The following is a 16,908-nucleotide window of genomic DNA, read 5'->3' as shown; positions in this document are numbered from 1 at the left end:
ATAAATCAAAACCTTTCATACCTCACTCTAACTCTCTCCTACCTTAGGAGAGAGGACTAAAGCATCTTTTATTCCCCTCTCCTGATAGGAGGAGAGGGGTTAGGGGTGAGGTGGGTTTTATATTACATTCTAAAGTTGTTTATCTATATAGGTTCTTGAATCTAGAATAAAATTTAACCATGCGGCTATAGAGAGATATTGCGACACTTTGTGTCGAGTGTGAGCTATGAGTGTGAGTGTGTGTAAAACTTCTTTTTATTGAGGTTTACTCACACTCACACACCCACTCACGCTAATTTTAAAAATGTCGCAATATACTCATTAAGTTTCATTTTGAATTCACATACCTATATTATAATAAATAAAACAATTCTCAATAATATCAAAATCAATTTGAATTACCTTAGTTTACTCATCTGCTAAGATCAATCTTATACTTATAATTATTATTTTTAGTAAATAAAACTATTCTTATCCAAAATAATATATACTAAACTTTAAAATAGGACTTCTTTCTTTAGTAGTTAGGGGGGATTATATCTATCTACTCTCAATTAAAATTATTTGAATTGTATTACTTTATTAACTATGATTGATAAAGTTATTAAAACTTAGTATCATAGAGAGAGGAGGTGTTTTTAATATGTCAACTCAATTTAACGCTTTAGAGATATTAAAGATTGCTATGAATGTTGAAAAGCAAGGAGAGATTTTCTACAGAAGATGTGTAGAAGTAAATTCTGAGCCAGAGGTAAAGAAAGTCTTTAAGGAATTACAAGAGGATGAACAAGAGCATTATCAATACTTTAAAAGATTATTAGAGGTTTTTGATGAAGAGGATACAAATATCACTAGAGATTACCTTTATGATCAAGAGGTCAATAACTACTTACGTGCTTTGGTTGATACTAAGGTATTTCCTGATGATGAAGAGGTTACTGATGATATCGCCCACAATCTACTTGAAGCAATTGAAGTCGGGATTAAGGCTGAAAAGAACTCTCTGCTACTTTATAGTGAATTATTAGAAATGGAGACCGATGAGCAGACCCTTGATGCTTTAGAAAAGCTAATAATTGAAGAGAAACGTCATTTGATAAAACTAGAAGTGTTAAAGAGCACTATATCTTAAACAAAAAGATTAACCTCCAACTGAGGTTAATCTTTTTGTATATCCAATATTGTTGTAACACGATTTAACCCTGAAAATAAATCGATTACAGCTACTAACTCCAATAACTCTTCTTGCTGTAAAGCTAGCTCATCAAAATCATCATCAGCCAATTCCCAAAAATTATTGGTGGCTTTATCTACAAATTCTAAGATTCTTGCTTCTATCTTTGTCAATAATTGATAATCGCCTTCTCTAACCTGTTCTAATATTTCTGGTGGATACCCCAAATGTAGTAGTCCATTATAATGGGCGTTGATACAGTATTCAGCATTATTTAAGATAGATACTCGTAAAGCTACCAACTTCTTGACCTTAGCTGGCAGTTTTTCATCCTTCATAATAGACTTCATTCGATTCCAAGTTGCCCTTAGAATTTGTGGCTTATGAGCTAAAGTCTTAAATAAATTGGGAATACTCCCCTTGTTTGCTTGAATATCTAAAAAAACATCTTTAACTATTCCAGTCGACTCTTCTAACTCTATTCTCTCGACCCTATCCTTAATTATAGTAATTGAATTAGACATTTTAACACCTCCTATATATATCTTCCACTATATATAGGATTTTCATTCAATAAACCCTTTGAATTATCAAATTAAATCTATGTTTAATATTATCACTTTATACACAAAATAAGACAAATATCAGGCTAGCATCAATAAAATTTATTCTAAACTTAAAAAATGTAGATATCCAAGTCTAAAGTGTAATTTAATGGATATATTGCGACACTTTCGTGTCGGGAATCAGGAATCTGGAATCAGTCTATTTCACTGATAACTGGTCCCTGACTACTGATTCCTAAAAACGTCCTAATATACCGATTAAGTTTTATTTTGAATTCAAATACCTATAATAATTTATTAACTCATTTAATAATTAAGAAGGGGTTCATATATGAAATTTATCAGTGATAATCAATTATTTGCCATAATGCTTACCTTTATAATAGGTAACTCAACTATTTATCCTATAGGGATAGAAGCTAAACAGGATGCTTGGATTGCTGTATTACTGGCATTATTAATGGGAATTATCTTAATTAAAGTCTATCTACAAATACAAGCTAGTTTTCCAGATAAAAACTTAATTGAGATAATAGAAGTACTCTTAGGAAGATTTATCTCAACCCCTTTGGGCTTACTTTATACCTGCTATTTTCTCTATATCTCTTTATTGAATCTATTTAATATTAGCATTTTCTTAAATTCACGCCTATTAGAAAATGCTTCATTGTCATCAATTCAAATCATGATTTTAATAATTATTCTCTACCTTCTCTTTTTGGGAATTGAGACTATGGCTAGATTTACAGAGGTAATTACATACTTCTTAATTATTCCACTAGTTATCATGGGAATCTTGTTGATAATCGGCTCTGGGCAATTAAATTTTGATAATTTAAAACCCATATTAAATCAAGGATTACAACCTATCATTAAAGTTTCATTTTCTCAAATTTTGACATTTCCTTTTGGAGATATGATAACTTTTTTGATGATTTGGCATTATATTAAATCTAGAGATTATCTCAATGAAATCTCTTTTACTAGTACTATTATAGGAGGAATATTAATCTGCCTATCAATAATTAATATGATAACTGTTTTAGGGGTTAAACTAACCCAACAGACCAATATTCCTATTATGAGTATCAGCACTATCATAAATTTAGGAGAAATAATCCATGGAATAGACCCTCTAGTAGCAATTATTCTCTTTATTACTGGAATTATTAAGTTGGCATTCACCTGTTATGCTTCTGTATTGTCATTTACAAGCACCTTCAAAATAAGAAAAAGAAACCCTGTCCTTATTTTATTTATCTTAGCATTAATTATAATCGCCACTAACTCTTTTAACCCCGTTAGCTTCCAGATTTTTCTCAAAGAATCACCTGAAAATTATATTCAACTTATCTTTGAATTAGCCATTCCAATTATACTCTTATTACTCTGTTACCAAAAAAAGAAAAAGAGTGTCTAGGAAAACCCCTAAGCACTCTTCTAAGATTTATAATTTAACTACATGCTGAGCTTGTAGTCCTTTATCAGTCTCTTCAATAGAAAATTCTACCGCTTCACCTTCTTCAAGGTTTCTAAATCCATCCTCTTTGATTGCAGAGAAGTGAACAAATACATCATCTCCACCTTCTCTTTCAATAAATCCGAATCCTTTTTCACTATTAAACCATTTTACTGTGCCTGTCAATCTCTCTCCAGCATCTTCTGGTACTACTTGAGTATTCTTTTTACTTGCTTTAACTTTGTTAGATTTCTTAGCTTCCTTTTTAGCTTCTTTATTAACTTTCTCTACTCTACTTTCATCAACAACTCCCGCTTTGGCAAATGCTTCGCCTAAGTTCAACATAGAGATCCCCCTTCAAAAACCTTTTTATTTTATATATGCTCTAACTATGATAACATTCTAGAATCTCATTGTCAAATTTACTATAACTACAATCTCCTAGCCCATTTACCTGTAATTGGATAAGAAAAGTCATAATCATTCCATACTTTGACAACAGCAACAATAGCTGCAATGATCGATAGCGGACCAATTACTGCTAAAAATGCAAAGCCAATCAGCACAAAAGTTAAGACTGCGCTGATTACTGTAGCCACCACCATTGCCCCTTGAAAGTATAATGCTTCTTTAGCTTGAACCTTAACAAAAGAGTCTTCACTTAAAAAGAAAATCAGTAACGGAGCCAAAATAGGTGCTCCAAATAAAATTCCTATATGAGCAATAGTAGCCAAAATCTTCTGATCCGAAGTTAACATTATCTCACTCCTCTCTAATAATCTAACTCTTTGTGCTAGTAGAAAAACTGATACAATACAAAGATATTACGACACTTTGTGTCGAGTGTGAGCTATGGGTGTGAGTGTGTGTAAAATCTCTTTTTATTGGGGTTTACTCACACTCACACCCCCACTCACACTAATTTTAAAAGTGTCCCAATATACTCATAAAAAGACATTATCTATATTAAGACTTAATTAGCACAGCACGTTAATATAATCAATTATATTATATTCAAGTTTTATTTAAAAGGTTATTTTATCAATCCCCTAATATATCGCGAATCTTTTGATATTCCTTTCCTTGACCTGCTAAGATAAGCTCCCTTGGATAGTAAAGATTATACATGACCTCTCTTTTACCTGCTATAGCCTTCACTGGATCTGACAGCTGAGAGAGCTCTTTTATACTTCCACTCTTACTCTGTAAATAGATTGGATTCTTGCTATGCTCATCCTCTGGCTGATAGTAATCATAAGGGATATGATAGGGATGATCTATAACTAAGTAATATTTAGGGTTGATTCCTACCTTCTCAAATAATGGTTCTAACCTCTCATATAACCCATCTTTATCTTCACATTCAATTCTCTTTAAGAGTCTGCGATCTAAGATTCTAGAGCTTAAATCAGCTAAAATTGGATCAGAACACTCTCTCCATTCTTGAAAGAGGGTCAAGATTAAAGAATCATCTAATCTTAGATAATCAGCTATATTCATCTTCCCTTTTAACACATTGCTTAAACTCTTTGGTAAATAAAAGTTAGCCCCTTTTTGATAGAGGTCAAGCACTCGCTCAAATATCTTCTTTAAAATTATCTCTCCGCTACGGTTGGTTGGATGGAAATAAACCTGCCAATACATGGCATAACGGGCTAAAATATAAGCTTCGATAGAGTGCATCCCTGCTTCTCTAAATAAGACCTGATCTTCAGTAGGCTTCATTACCCTAATAATTCTATCTAAATCAAAGTCACCATAAATAACCCCAGTTGCTTGAGAGTCGCGTAATAGATAATCCATCCGATCGGCATCAATCTGGCTTGAGACTAGACTGACTATCAGCTTATTAGGATGCCTTCCATCTAAAACCTGTACTACTTCGTCGGCAAAATCAGGGCTAACCTCTGCTAATATCATATTAACCTCACTATCGCCAGCTATAATCCTCTTACTCCATAACTCATGGTTGCCACCAAAGACACTCTCTAAAGAATGAGAGAAGGGACCATGACCTATATCATGTAATAATGCTGTCACCTTACATAATAACTCTTCTTTCTCAGATAATACTAGCTCTCCTTTACGGGCTAGCTTTGATAAAATCTTTCTCATCACCTCATAAGTTCCTAAAGAATGGGCAAATCTACTATGTTCAGCACCATGATAGGTTACATAAGCTATACCAAGTTGCTTAATCCTCCTTAACCGTTGCATCTCTTTACTATCAATTAAATCTAAAATTACTTGATCATAGACATAAACAAAGTTATGTACTGGGTCTTTAAAGACCTTTTCTTTCACAGCATCAACCTCCTTTAGCTCTAAGTTAGCTATCTATGTATTCCAGTTTAAATATAATACTATGTAGATATACACTTTCGTGTCGGGAATCAGGAATCTGAAACCAGTGTTTATAACGGATTCCTGACTACTGATTCCAGATTCCTAAAAGTATCGCATTATCTCTCTATAATTTCATTTACTAATCCAAAATATCAATAAAGATAGCTGATAATTTTATCAACTATCTTTATTAATTTACTTTAACTTTTGACCTTATAACCGATTTTAAATAAATAAGTAACTAACATTAATAGTCCAACAGCTAGCACAGTAATTATTACTAGTGATAAGCTTGGGTTCATATCAGACTGTCCTACAAAAGCATATCTAGTAGCATCTACCATATAGAAGACTGGATTGAATAAGGAGACCTTACTCCAAATACCAGGTAGCCCTTTGACAGAATAGAATACTCCACTTAAAAAAGTTAAGGGGGTAATAAAGAAATTTGAGAAGATCGAAACATGGTCGAACTTCTCAGCCCATAAGCCTGCAATAATTCCTAATAGAGAGAAGGTGGACGAAACCAAAAAAGCAAATAAGATTGCCAATAAAGGATGAGCAACCTTGCCTCCATAAAATAAGATAGATACTAGATAGATTACACTTCCTACTAGCATACCTCTAACAATTCCACCGATCATAAAACCTAAAGTAAGTTCGATATAGGAGAAGGGTGCCAATAAAAAATCGACTATATTGCCATTGTACTTAGCACCGATTAAAGATGAGGATGTATTGGCAAAGGAGTTTTGAATCAAACTCATCATAATTAATCCTGGAACGATAAAATTGATATAAGGGATTCCATATCCTACAACCTCTCTGCTCTTAAAAGAGTAAGAAAAGATAATCAGATATAATCCAGTAGAGATTAGTGGCGCAAAGATAGTCTGAATAGCAACCTTAGCAAACCTAGACACCTCTCTTTTAACAAGACTATAAAAAGTAATACTATTCATTATCATCACTCTCACTCCCTAGATTGGTTAACTTGATAAAGACATCTTCTAATTTTGCACTTTCTATATTCATATCAACAATATGTAAGTCTAAATTATTAATGAATTGAAGCAGATCATTTAAATCATTTTTACTTGCTTCTATCTCAATTCGATTATCATCTTCATCTACTTTACAGTTAGTTCCTGCTAATTTATCAGCTAGTCCAGCAACTGAATTAGCAAATTTAACACTGACCAACTTTTTATCAATTGAGTTGATTAGATTCTCTTTAGTATCAATTTTTACTATCTCACCTTTATTCATAATTGCAATTCGATCACATAAGGTCTCTGCCTCTTCTAAGTAATGGGTAGTTAAAATAATCGTCTTTCCTTGTTGATTGAGCTTGATAACATAATCCCATAGACTATTTCTTAGCTCTACATCTACACCTGCTGTAGGCTCATCTAAGACAATTATCTCTGGATCATGTACCAAGGCTTTAGCAATTAATAACCTTCTTTTCATTCCACCAGATAATTGGCGTGGTCCTATCTCTGCTTTATCAGTCAGATCTAATGCCTCTAGAAGTTCATTGATCTTGTGATCATTATTTTTGATTCCAAAATAACCAGATTGAATCTCAAGAGTCTCTCTGACATTAAAATAAGGATCAAAGGTAACCTCTTGAGGAACAATCCCTAAAGACTTCTTAGTTTCTCTATAATTAGAGATAATATCCTTACCCAAAACAGTAATTCTACCAAAGTCCTTATTAACTAAGCCTCCCAAAATTCCAATCAAAGTACTCTTTCCGGCTCCATTAGGCCCTAATAAACCAAAAAATTCTCCTTGATCAATCGTTAAGTTGATATCTTTTAACGCTTCTAAATCTCCATATCTTTTATTAATATTTTGAATCTCAATAGCTACTGACATCCGCAATCCCTCCTTTATTAATATAATAACTCTTTAAAGTTAAATAATCAAAAATTTAAGCGAATTTCAATCTAAAATATTCAGCTAAACAATCTAGTTTAGCTAGATAGAGGAAAATAAAGAAGAGAATTAGGTGCAAATAACAGTATCAGCAGAGGATTTAGACTATTTTTTATTTGATGTCAAATAGCCTATGCTTATTACTAATAAGATTGGTATTTGAATTACTAAATAACCTACTACAAAATAATCGGTACCAAGAAATTGAATCAAAGAAACTTGACTTTTAAAGATAGATATCATTAATATCATAATAGAAAAGGGAGCAATCAATCCCTTCCATCTCTTTAATTCAAACCACTCAGCTATACTTCTGATACTAATAAAATAATATAATGAAATTTTTACGATATTTCCAGAAATCCAAGCTACAAAAATAATAACCCCTAAACCCTCTATAATTAATGTGCCTAGACTACAAAAAGGATAACTTAATATAGAAAGTAAATTAGTATCAAAGACCAAAATACAGACTAACCTCCTGTTTATTTCTAATAATTGACTATATAAGTTGAACTAATGTTTTTTTAAAGAATCAAAAAATATTTTTTGCAACGAATTAACACGAATCACACGAATTAAAGGCAAAAAATTAAATTAATATTTTAAAATCAATTTTGTTTTAAATTGGCGTAAATTCGCTAGATTAGTTGTTAAATAAGTTGAATTATTAATTTCTGATCAATGAAATTCTTTAATTCAATCTATATATATTATAATTTGAGGTATCTTTAGTTTATTCAAATTATGTTACTATTATCCAATACAAGTAAAAAAAGACCTCGAAAGCTTCGAGGTCTAAACTCAATAACTAAAAACTCCATCTTTATTCTCTTTAAAGAAATCAGCATAGCTTAAATTGAAGAGATTATCTAATTTATCACTCAAACCAATCTCATCTTTAACCAATCTGCCATAAACACCTGAGCCATCAATCTCTCCTTGAAAGATAGCCCCCTTTAGTTTATCATCTTGTAAAATTAACTTTCGATAATTATCCTTATCCTCTACAAGCAGAACCTGATAATTATCATCATCTGTATCAATCAATCCATAGGTTATAGTTGATAACCCTAAAAATCTCATAGAATTTTGATAAGCAAAGTTATCACTAAGTTTAGTAGTAACTCCTGCCATATTAGAAGCAGCTACTTCTCCTTGCTTAATAGCTAAAGGCCAAATAGGGGTTAGGGTCAATTCTTGGCTAAATGACTCCTTAGATTGTGCTACATCTCCAGCAGCATAAATATCATCTAAATTAGTCTGTTGATATTCATCGACTACTATGCCCTGATCTACTTTAACCTCTGTTTCTTTGATTAAATCTATATTAGGTCTAACGCCTGTAGCCACTACAATTAAATTTCCATCTATTATCTGCCCATCAGCCAATTCCAACCCTTTTACAGAATTATTAGCATCAGCTAAGACTTTATTAGCCCTAGCACCAGTAACTATCTCAATTCCCTTATCTTCAAACCTAGCTTGGTATCTAGAAGCTGCTTTAGCATCTAGCTGTAATGGTAAGATTCTATCTGCCATCTCAACAATAGTTACTTTAACTCCTTGCTCAGCCAATCCTATCGCTGCATCTACTCCTACCAGTCCTGCCCCAATAACTATCGCTTGTTGAACCTCTTCTGCCTTCTCTTTAATCTCTAGAGCATCACCTAAATTTCTTAAACCATAAATATCTTCAGTTTCAGCTAAATTGTCAATAGGTGGGAAGAAGGAGCTTGCTCCTGTAGCTAATAATAACTTATCATAATTGATATTCTCTCCACTTTCTAAGAGGAGTGATTTTTGATTTGGAAGAACAGAAGTAACCGTCTTTCCTTTAAACCAATTAATTTTATTCTCTATAAAGAAGTCCTTTGGAGTAAAGTTTAATTGATCTACATCTCTCTGCCCACCAATTAGATAATGGAGCATACAGCGAGAGTAGACCTTAGTATCCTTAGAGATGATAGTTATCTCACTATCATCATCCAACTCCCTTAGCTTCTTAGCAGCACTTATTCCTGCTGCACTAGCACCTACAATTACATATTTCATACTCTCCCCTCCTCTACTTCAATTAATTGTATGGCCCCTGTAGGACAATTCTCAATACAGGCAGACTCTTCTCTATCCTTGCATAAGTCACACTTAAAAGCAACATTGGATTTGGTGTCCTGCTTAATCATTCCATAGGAACAGCTCATTACACACATCCAACACCCAGCACATCTATCCTGATCTAAGGAGACAATTCCACTCTCTTGATCCTTAGTTAAAGCACCAGACATACAGGCTTCCACACATTCTGGGTGATCACAATGGCGACAGAAAAGTGGAGAGAGTTCCCCCTGATTGCTCTGCTCAACTAAATTAGCACTTTGATTAGTAGTATCTGATAAATTCAGACTATCAATATCAGTATTATTACTTTTAGCCATACAAGCTAACGTACAACCTTTACAGGCTTCACATAATTGACGATCTATATATATACGTTTCATATACTCACCCCTTTTGGCTGATTATGAACCCAATATTCATTTGAATATAATTTAATTTTAAATATATAAATTATCGTTTAATGAGTAGATTGCGACATTTTTAAAATTAGCGTGAGTGGGTGTGTGAGTGTGAGTAAACCCCAAAAAAGAAGTTTTACACACACTCACACTCATAGCTCACACTCGACACAAAGTGTCGTAATATCTCTATATTATCTCAATCTTATAATCCCAATCCAACTCTACGGTTAAGAATAATCTCTTCTAACTTATCAGCACTACTCTCAATCTCTGTATCTATAATTAGTTGTCCTCCTGTAATTTCAGGTAGACTCTTAGTTAAAGTATCAACTATAATCTCACTTCCTGTAACAAAAGGAGGTAAAGCTAAATGCAATGGCAATCCTAAAGCCAATCCAAAGGCACCATCAGCTAAAGCCTGTTCTTCTAACCATTGAGGAGCTGATAAAACTGCTGGAAGTTGTGGTAAATCAACTTCTAATGCTTTAGCTAGCTCCACAGCAACCTGCTCTACCCGACCAATTGATAGACAAGGACCAAAGTTCAATACAGGAGGTATGCCTAACTCTTCACAGACCTCTCTTAAGTTATCACCTGCTAAGCTTGCTGCACTTGGTGAGACCAATCCACAGTTCTCTAATCCTCCTGTAGTACAACCAGCAGATAATACTAAGATATCACGCTTAATAAGCTCCTTAGTCAATCCTACCGAAAAGACATCATGACCTTTGGCTGTCAAGTTAGAACATCCTACTACAGCAGCTACACCTTTAATCTTACCACTAGCAATTAAATCGATTAATGCTTGATAATTTCCTCCTAAGAACTTGCGTAAGGATTTTTCACTAACACCAGTTACTACATCATCATAACCATGATCCTTTGGAATATCAATCTCAACCTGGCTACGGCGATTCTGATAGCTCTCTACTGCTGCTTTAATCAGCTTATCAGTAATTTCAGGTGCTTTAGCTGGGTCAAACTTAATCATTTCAGCACTTGCTTTCTTAGCTACATCATCAATTGCAATCATCTTGACATCATACTCTTGAGCTACCAATTCTAAACCAGGAATAGTACAGTTAAACTCTGATACTATTAAGTCAATTCCTCCAGTTGCTACTAAAGCTTCACTAGTATAGTTATTACCAGCATGACCAGCAAAGACATCCTTATAATGAGCTCCACGTAACTGTAAGTCTTGACCTACACAAGTAGAACCAACTATCTTAAACCCTTTTGCTCCAACCTCTTGAGCCAGTTTAGTAGCTTCCTCTGTCACTAAAGCATCCTGTAAATGGGCAATCATAGTATGTTGATGACCTGTTACTACAATGTTGATATAGTCTTCATTTACAACCTTAAATCCAACCTTATCTTGAGTGATTTCTGGCTCTCCTAACATTACATCATTGAGTAAGTTAGTCATATGTAATCCATATAATCCTGTAGAGATTCCTAAATTAAGTACATGCATTAACATATCCACTGGATCACTAGATAGATTCGTACTTGTCTTCACAAGGGCATCAAAAACTTCTGATTTAGCTCCACCTGGCATAATATCTAGCTCTTTCCACTTCTTAAGCCTTGGTTCATAAGCTAGTTTCTCTACTAACTCCATCTTCTGATAACGTGGCTTATATAGATCAGCCAATACCTTCTCGGCTACTTGAACTGCTTTATCATTTATATCTTCAGCCTCAACTTCAAAAAGCTCAGCCAATTCATCCAACATCTCTAATCCCTTTAACTCTGTAGCATAATTACCTAGACCAGCTTCTCTTAAATTATTAGCTGTATTCTCAACTACATGGAGATAACAGGCTGCTCCTGCAGCTACATTTCTTAGGAAATTACGACCTACAATTGTATCAGCATCGGCACCACAGACTCCTCTTGGTGATTTAGGAGTAATTCGACAAGGTCCATTAGAGCAGAGACGACAACAAACCCCCTTCTTTCCAAAACCACATTTTACAGACTGCTGTGGTTCACGATTGAATGAAGTCTCCAAATCTGGCTTACTATCTAAAAAGTCACATAACCTACAATCAGCAGAAGTACATCTTTCTTTAACCATTATAAATCCCCCTTATAAACTATACTATTCTTGTATACTTTTAGTTAAAAAACAAAATAGATATTATAAATATACTTTTTTAGTATACTTTTAAATAAAATATTTAGCCAATAGCATAAATATAACTATTAGCTCTTCAATAAATCTGCAAAGCTATACTCATCTAACTTGCTAACAATTGTCTGTTGAACATCAAATAAAGCTCCATGAATTGTACAGGTCCCACATGAATTACCATTTATCTTATTGCACTCAGCAGGATCGATCAAACAACGATTGACTACAATCGGTCCATCTACTGCTTCAATTACATCCCTTAAAGTTATCTTAGCTGGGTCTAATGCTAAAGCATAGCCACCATTCTTGCCACGATAAGATTCAATAATCCTAGTTTGAGCCAACTCTCTAAAGATCTTTAAGAGAAATCTTTTTGGAATCTTCTCATCTTCACAGATAGTCTGTGCATCTACTATAGTTCCTTCTCCTTGCCTTGCTAAATATAATACAGCACGTAAGGCATAATCTGCTGCCTGACTTAGTCTCATTTAATTACCTCATTTCTTAATCATAGAGCAACTTAGTGACAATTAAATTATACCAATCAGGTATACTTATGTCAATGATTGGATAAAATTATAAATGATTATCATTATCAAAGCGTTGAAGTTGATCTAATTTGGATTTTTATTACTTCTTTAATAAACTTACTTTCAAAACCTTTCCCCATCATAGTGGTTTAGCTACTTTGATTACAACGTTTGATAGAACGCTCTAACCACTCTACATAAGCCTCTTCACGTAAAATTGCACTCTCTAATACTAGATAATCACCAAATTCTTGACTTCCAAACTGGGGTACTTCACTATATCCATCCATTTTCTCCTTTAAAGTAGCCAGTTTCTCCTTTCTTTGCCTTAATTGACTCTCTAATAATTCAATTAAATCTTCTCGCTCTATATTACTTGAGAAATACATTCGTAATCTAAACTTATCTTTAGCAGTTGGAACCATCTTCTCATCCTTATTTAACCATTCTAATAACTCCTCTCTACCTTTATCCTTAAGCGAATAGACCTTCTTTTCTAGGGATTCTCCTGCAATTACAGTCTCATATTCTATTAAACCTTCATCGACTAACCTCTTTAACTCTGGATAGATTTGACTATGCCTTGCTCTCCAGAAATTACCTAACTCAGCCTTAAATTCTTTAGTAATATCATAACCTGTACTTGGATGGCGATTAATTAATCCTAAAATTGCATATTTTAATGTTCTCATTATATACCTCCTGTAATCTTTAATACTTAGGAAATCAATATATTTATTTTCTTTAACTCTAATTTATATATATTTAATTATCAGACTATGGGTATATTACGACACTTTTAAGTTTTAGCTACGGGTTTTAACCCGTAGTGTAACATATCATCATCACCACAGGTTGAAACCTGTGGCTAGTAAATTTACCATTATAAAAAGTGTCGCACTATCTATATATTATATCATTAACTAGGAAAATGTAAATCAAACATGTCAATATTGACATGTTTGATTTTGCGTGATATATTTATTATAAGGTGTTAAAATAGTAATACTTAACAAATTATGAAGAAGAAAGGAGAAGTAATGATAGACTATAAAAATTTATTTACACCAACCAAAATTGGTTCTTTGGAGCTTAAAAACCGGTTTGCCCTTGCACCAATGGGACCTTTAGGATTGGGTGATGCAGAAGGTGGATTTAACCAACGAGGAATTGATTATTATACTCAGCGAGCTAAAGGAGGCACTGGTCTAATTATTACAGGGGTTACCTTTGTAGATAATGAGATAGAAGAGCATGGAATGCCTAGTGTTCCTTGTCCAACCCATAATCCTGTTCACTTTATCAGAACAGCCAAAGAAATGACTGAAAGAATTCATGCTTATCAGTCCAAGGTCTTTTTACAACTGTCTGGTGGCTTTGGTCGAGTGACTATCCCCACCAATTTAGGAGAGTACCCTCCAGTAGCACCATCACCTATTCAACACAGATGGCTTGATAAGACCTGTCGTGCATTAACAGTTGAGGAGATTCAGACTATTGTCAAGAAATTTGGAGAAGGGGCTTATAATGCTAAACGAGCTGGCTTTGATGGGGTTCAAATCCATGCTGTCCATGAAGGTTACTTAATTGACCAATTTGCTATCTCTCTGTTCAATCATCGCGATGATGAATATGGTGGTTCTTTAGAGAATAGACTCCGTTTTGCTAGAGAGATTGTAGAGGAGATTAAAGAACGTTGTGGGAAAGATTTTCCAGTCACTTTACGTTATAGTCCTAAAAGCTTTATTAAAGGTTTACGAGATGGAGCCTTGCCCGGTGAAGAGTTTGAAGAGCAGGGTCGTGATTTAGATGAAGGAATTAAAGCAGCTCAACTATTAGTCTCTTATGGCTATGATGCTTTAGATGTTGATGTAGGCTCTTATGACTCTTGGTGGTGGAGCCATCCCCCAATGTATCAAGCGAAAGGGTTATATCGACCATATGCAAAGTTAATGAAGGAAAATGTCGATGTTCCAATTATCTGTGCTGGACGAATGGATAATCCCCAGATGGCAACAGAAGCAATTGCTGATGGAACCTGTGATATTATTAGTTTAGGTCGTCCTTTATTGGCTGACCCTGATTATGTCAATAAACTCCGTTGCGGACAGGTAGAGGATATCCGTCCTTGTATCTCTTGCCAAGAAGGCTGTATGGGTCGGATTCAAGAATATTCAATCTTAAACTGTGCAGTCAACCCCCAAGCCTGTCGTGAACGAGTGACAGCCTATAATCCAATTCTAAAGCAAAAGAAAGTCTTGGTTATAGGTGGCGGAGTGGCTGGTTGTGAAGCTGCTAGAGTTTTAGCACTTAGAGGTCATCAAGTAGAATTAATAGAAAAGACCGATAGATTAGGTGGTAACTTAATCCCTGGAGGTGCTCCTGACTTTAAAGAAGATGATATTGCATTAGCTAATTGGTATACTCATCAATTAGAGAAGCTAGAGGTATCTGTTAAATATAATACTACAGCTACCAAAGAGTCAGTCTTAGCTGCTAACTATGATGTAGTTATTATCGCTACAGGTTCTACACCTAAAGTGATCCCCTTAGGTAATGATCAGCAGGTCTTGACCGCTACTGAAGTATTAAATAAAGAAAAAGGCTGTGGAGATAAAACAGTTATTATCGGTGGAGGACTGGTTGGCTGTGAAACAGCACTCTGGCTAGCTCAACAAGGCAAGGACGTTACCATTGTAGAGACAATGGATAATTTACTTCAAAACAATGGTCCTTTATGCCATGCCAATAGTGAGATGCTAGAGGAATTAATTCCTTATCACAATATTGAAGTAATTACCAACGCAACAGCCACTAGCTATAAAAATAATCAGCTTAAAATTAAGGTAGATCAATCAGAGCAAGAACTTGCTTGTGATAGTGTGATTTTAGCTATTGGTTATCAATCAGAAGATTCTTTATACCAACAATTAAAATTTGATATCCCAGAGATATATCTATTAGGTGATGCTAAAAAGGTATCAAATATTATGTATGGTATCTGGGATGCTTTTGAAGTGGCTAACCATATCTAATTTAAAAATTCAATTAAGTAAACTACTAATTAGAAGGGGTGGCTAAATGTACTTAAATAGAATGATTGTTTTAACAATAATATTAGCCTGCTTATTAATATCAAATTTTGGAGGTGATGTTTTGGCTCAGAATAATAATCTAACAAACCAGAATCTCAATGTTCAACTAAAAGACCCTTTAATTCAGTTAATTTCAGATGTTGTTTATGAACAAGTACCTATAGCTGGCTATAATAATGTTGCTATGAAGATGGATATCTTAAAACCAGAAAAGGATAAGAAAATGCCAGCGATTATTTACATCCCTGGTGGAGGTTTTATTTCTGCCAATAAAGATAGCTATATTCAACAGAGAATGAAGCTTGCCCAAGCCGATTATGTAGTTGCTAGCATTGAATATCGGGTTGCTCCTACTGTTACTTTTCCTCAACCTTTAGAAGATGTCAAAACAGCAATCCGTTACCTTAAAGCCCATGCTGAGCAGTTTAATATAGATCCTAATAAAATTGGAGTAATGGGAGATTCAGCAGGTGGATATCTAGCTGCAATAACTGGTACTACTAATGGAATAAAGCAGTTTGATCAAGGTGATAATTTAAAGCAGAGTAGTGATATCCAAGGCGTTGTTGATCTGTATGGATTATCTGATTTAACAAAGATTGGAGATGATTATTCTCAAAAAGTACAGCAAGCACATAAATCAGCTGGAGCTACAGAAGCTCTATGGGTCAATGGTAGCCCTGTCTTTGGAGGTCAAGATGGTGGAATCTTAGCCAATAAAGAGAAAGCTCAAGCTGCAAACCCAATTAGCTATATTTCTAAGCAGACTCCTCCTTTTCTGTTGATGCATGGAGACCAAGATAGACTTGTATCTCCAAGCCAAACTGAAATTTTACATCAAGCATTAGTAGAAAAAGGTATTGAATCTACCCGATATCTTGTCAAAGGTGCTGGTCATGGCGGGGTTTACTGGAATCAACCTGAAGTGATGAAGGTTATAATTGACTTTTTCGATAAGCACTTTAAATAAATACAAAAATATTATAGATAAACAACTTTAGAATGTAATTTAAATATCCTAATAATTTAATATCTTTAAGTTCTTAACTAAAAACCTTAAAAGATAACTTTCAGCAACGAATCTACCGAATTTACGCAAATAAAACTAAAAGATTAATTAATATTTTAATCT

Annotated in this window: 16 protein-coding genes; 4 read left to right on the top strand and 12 right to left on the bottom strand. The window is 34.1% G+C overall.

What is annotated here, in order from left to right:
• The first annotated feature begins 643 nt into the window (after positions 1 to 643).
• Complete coding sequence (locus tag ACTCDL_RS07710) at positions 644 to 1,132, top strand: ferritin family protein (RefSeq protein ID WP_463175576.1); 489 nt, start codon at positions 644 to 646, stop codon at positions 1,130 to 1,132.
• 26 nt (positions 1,133 to 1,158) lie between these two features.
• Here the strand turns inward: ACTCDL_RS07710 and ACTCDL_RS07705 are convergent, their stop codons facing one another.
• Entirely contained in the window at positions 1,159 to 1,698 is a 540-nt protein-coding gene (locus ACTCDL_RS07705) for a carboxymuconolactone decarboxylase family protein (protein ID WP_463175574.1), read from the bottom strand.
• Between the two features lie 373 nt (positions 1,699 to 2,071).
• Between ACTCDL_RS07705 and ACTCDL_RS07700 the strand changes: the two genes are divergently transcribed.
• Complete coding sequence (locus tag ACTCDL_RS07700; protein ID WP_463175573.1) at positions 2,072 to 3,160, top strand: GerAB/ArcD/ProY family transporter; 1,089 nt, start codon at positions 2,072 to 2,074, stop codon at positions 3,158 to 3,160.
• Positions 3,161 to 3,187: 27 nt separating this feature from the next.
• Here ACTCDL_RS07700 and ACTCDL_RS07695 read toward each other — a convergent pair whose 3' ends face one another.
• The 11 genes from ACTCDL_RS07695 to ACTCDL_RS07645 form a co-directional block, all read right to left on the bottom strand.
• Positions 3,188 to 3,385: a cold-shock protein gene (locus ACTCDL_RS07695; protein WP_463175578.1), complete on the bottom strand. Its 198-nt coding sequence runs from the start codon at positions 3,383 to 3,385 to the stop codon at positions 3,188 to 3,190.
• A gap of 245 nt (positions 3,386 to 3,630) precedes the next feature.
• The gene (locus ACTCDL_RS07690; protein ID WP_463175572.1) at positions 3,631 to 3,957 is read right to left on the bottom strand and encodes a DUF4870 domain-containing protein; all 327 of its coding nucleotides are present in this window, start codon (positions 3,955 to 3,957) and stop codon (positions 3,631 to 3,633) included.
• Positions 3,958 to 4,240: 283 nt separating this feature from the next.
• Complete coding sequence (locus ACTCDL_RS07685) at positions 4,241 to 5,503, bottom strand: HD domain-containing protein (protein ID WP_463175571.1); 1,263 nt, start codon at positions 5,501 to 5,503, stop codon at positions 4,241 to 4,243.
• Positions 5,504 to 5,745: 242 nt separating this feature from the next.
• A complete protein-coding gene (locus ACTCDL_RS07680) occupies positions 5,746 to 6,507 on the bottom strand; it encodes an ABC transporter permease (RefSeq protein ID WP_463175570.1) in 762 nt (253 codons plus the stop codon).
• Positions 6,500 to 7,429 (bottom strand): ABC transporter ATP-binding protein, encoded by a 930-nt coding sequence (locus ACTCDL_RS07675; protein ID WP_463175569.1) that lies wholly within the window; start codon positions 7,427 to 7,429, stop codon positions 6,500 to 6,502. The genes ACTCDL_RS07680 and ACTCDL_RS07675 overlap by 8 nt, the downstream gene beginning before the upstream one ends.
• 165 nt (positions 7,430 to 7,594) lie before the next feature.
• On the bottom strand, positions 7,595 to 7,954 hold the full coding sequence (locus ACTCDL_RS07670; RefSeq protein ID WP_463175568.1) for a GerAB/ArcD/ProY family transporter: 360 nt from the start codon (positions 7,952 to 7,954) through the stop codon (positions 7,595 to 7,597).
• A gap of 339 nt (positions 7,955 to 8,293) precedes the next feature.
• Positions 8,294 to 9,544 carry an NAD(P)/FAD-dependent oxidoreductase gene (locus ACTCDL_RS07665; protein WP_463175567.1) on the bottom strand — a complete coding sequence of 417 codons (1,251 nt, stop codon included), beginning with the start codon at positions 9,542 to 9,544 and terminating at the stop codon, positions 8,294 to 8,296.
• The gene (locus ACTCDL_RS07660; protein ID WP_463175566.1) at positions 9,541 to 9,990 is read right to left on the bottom strand and encodes a 4Fe-4S dicluster domain-containing protein; all 450 of its coding nucleotides are present in this window, start codon (positions 9,988 to 9,990) and stop codon (positions 9,541 to 9,543) included. Before ACTCDL_RS07660 ends, ACTCDL_RS07665 begins: the two co-directional genes overlap by 4 nt.
• A gap of 223 nt (positions 9,991 to 10,213) precedes the next feature.
• On the bottom strand, positions 10,214 to 12,094 hold the full coding sequence (cooS, locus tag ACTCDL_RS07655; protein WP_463175565.1) for an anaerobic carbon-monoxide dehydrogenase catalytic subunit: 1,881 nt from the start codon (positions 12,092 to 12,094) through the stop codon (positions 10,214 to 10,216).
• Positions 12,095 to 12,222: 128 nt separating this feature from the next.
• A complete protein-coding gene (locus ACTCDL_RS07650; RefSeq protein ID WP_463175564.1) occupies positions 12,223 to 12,639 on the bottom strand; it encodes an RrF2 family transcriptional regulator in 417 nt (138 codons plus the stop codon).
• Between the two features lie 191 nt (positions 12,640 to 12,830).
• A complete protein-coding gene (locus tag ACTCDL_RS07645; RefSeq protein ID WP_463175563.1) occupies positions 12,831 to 13,373 on the bottom strand; it encodes a PadR family transcriptional regulator in 543 nt (180 codons plus the stop codon).
• A 348-nt stretch (positions 13,374 to 13,721) separates the two neighbouring features.
• Here ACTCDL_RS07645 and ACTCDL_RS07640 point away from each other — a divergent pair, with 348 nt between their 5' ends.
• Both ACTCDL_RS07640 and ACTCDL_RS07635 read left to right on the top strand, forming a co-directional pair.
• Complete coding sequence (locus ACTCDL_RS07640; protein ID WP_463175577.1) at positions 13,722 to 15,716, top strand: FAD-dependent oxidoreductase; 1,995 nt, start codon at positions 13,722 to 13,724, stop codon at positions 15,714 to 15,716.
• A 46-nt stretch (positions 15,717 to 15,762) separates the two neighbouring features.
• On the top strand, positions 15,763 to 16,746 hold the full coding sequence (locus tag ACTCDL_RS07635) for an alpha/beta hydrolase fold domain-containing protein (RefSeq protein ID WP_463175562.1): 984 nt from the start codon (positions 15,763 to 15,765) through the stop codon (positions 16,744 to 16,746).
• Positions 16,747 to 16,908: the final 162 nt, after the last annotated feature.

The organism is Orenia sp., assembly GCF_055140805.1.
This window is presented reverse-complemented; position numbering and strand designations above follow the sequence as displayed.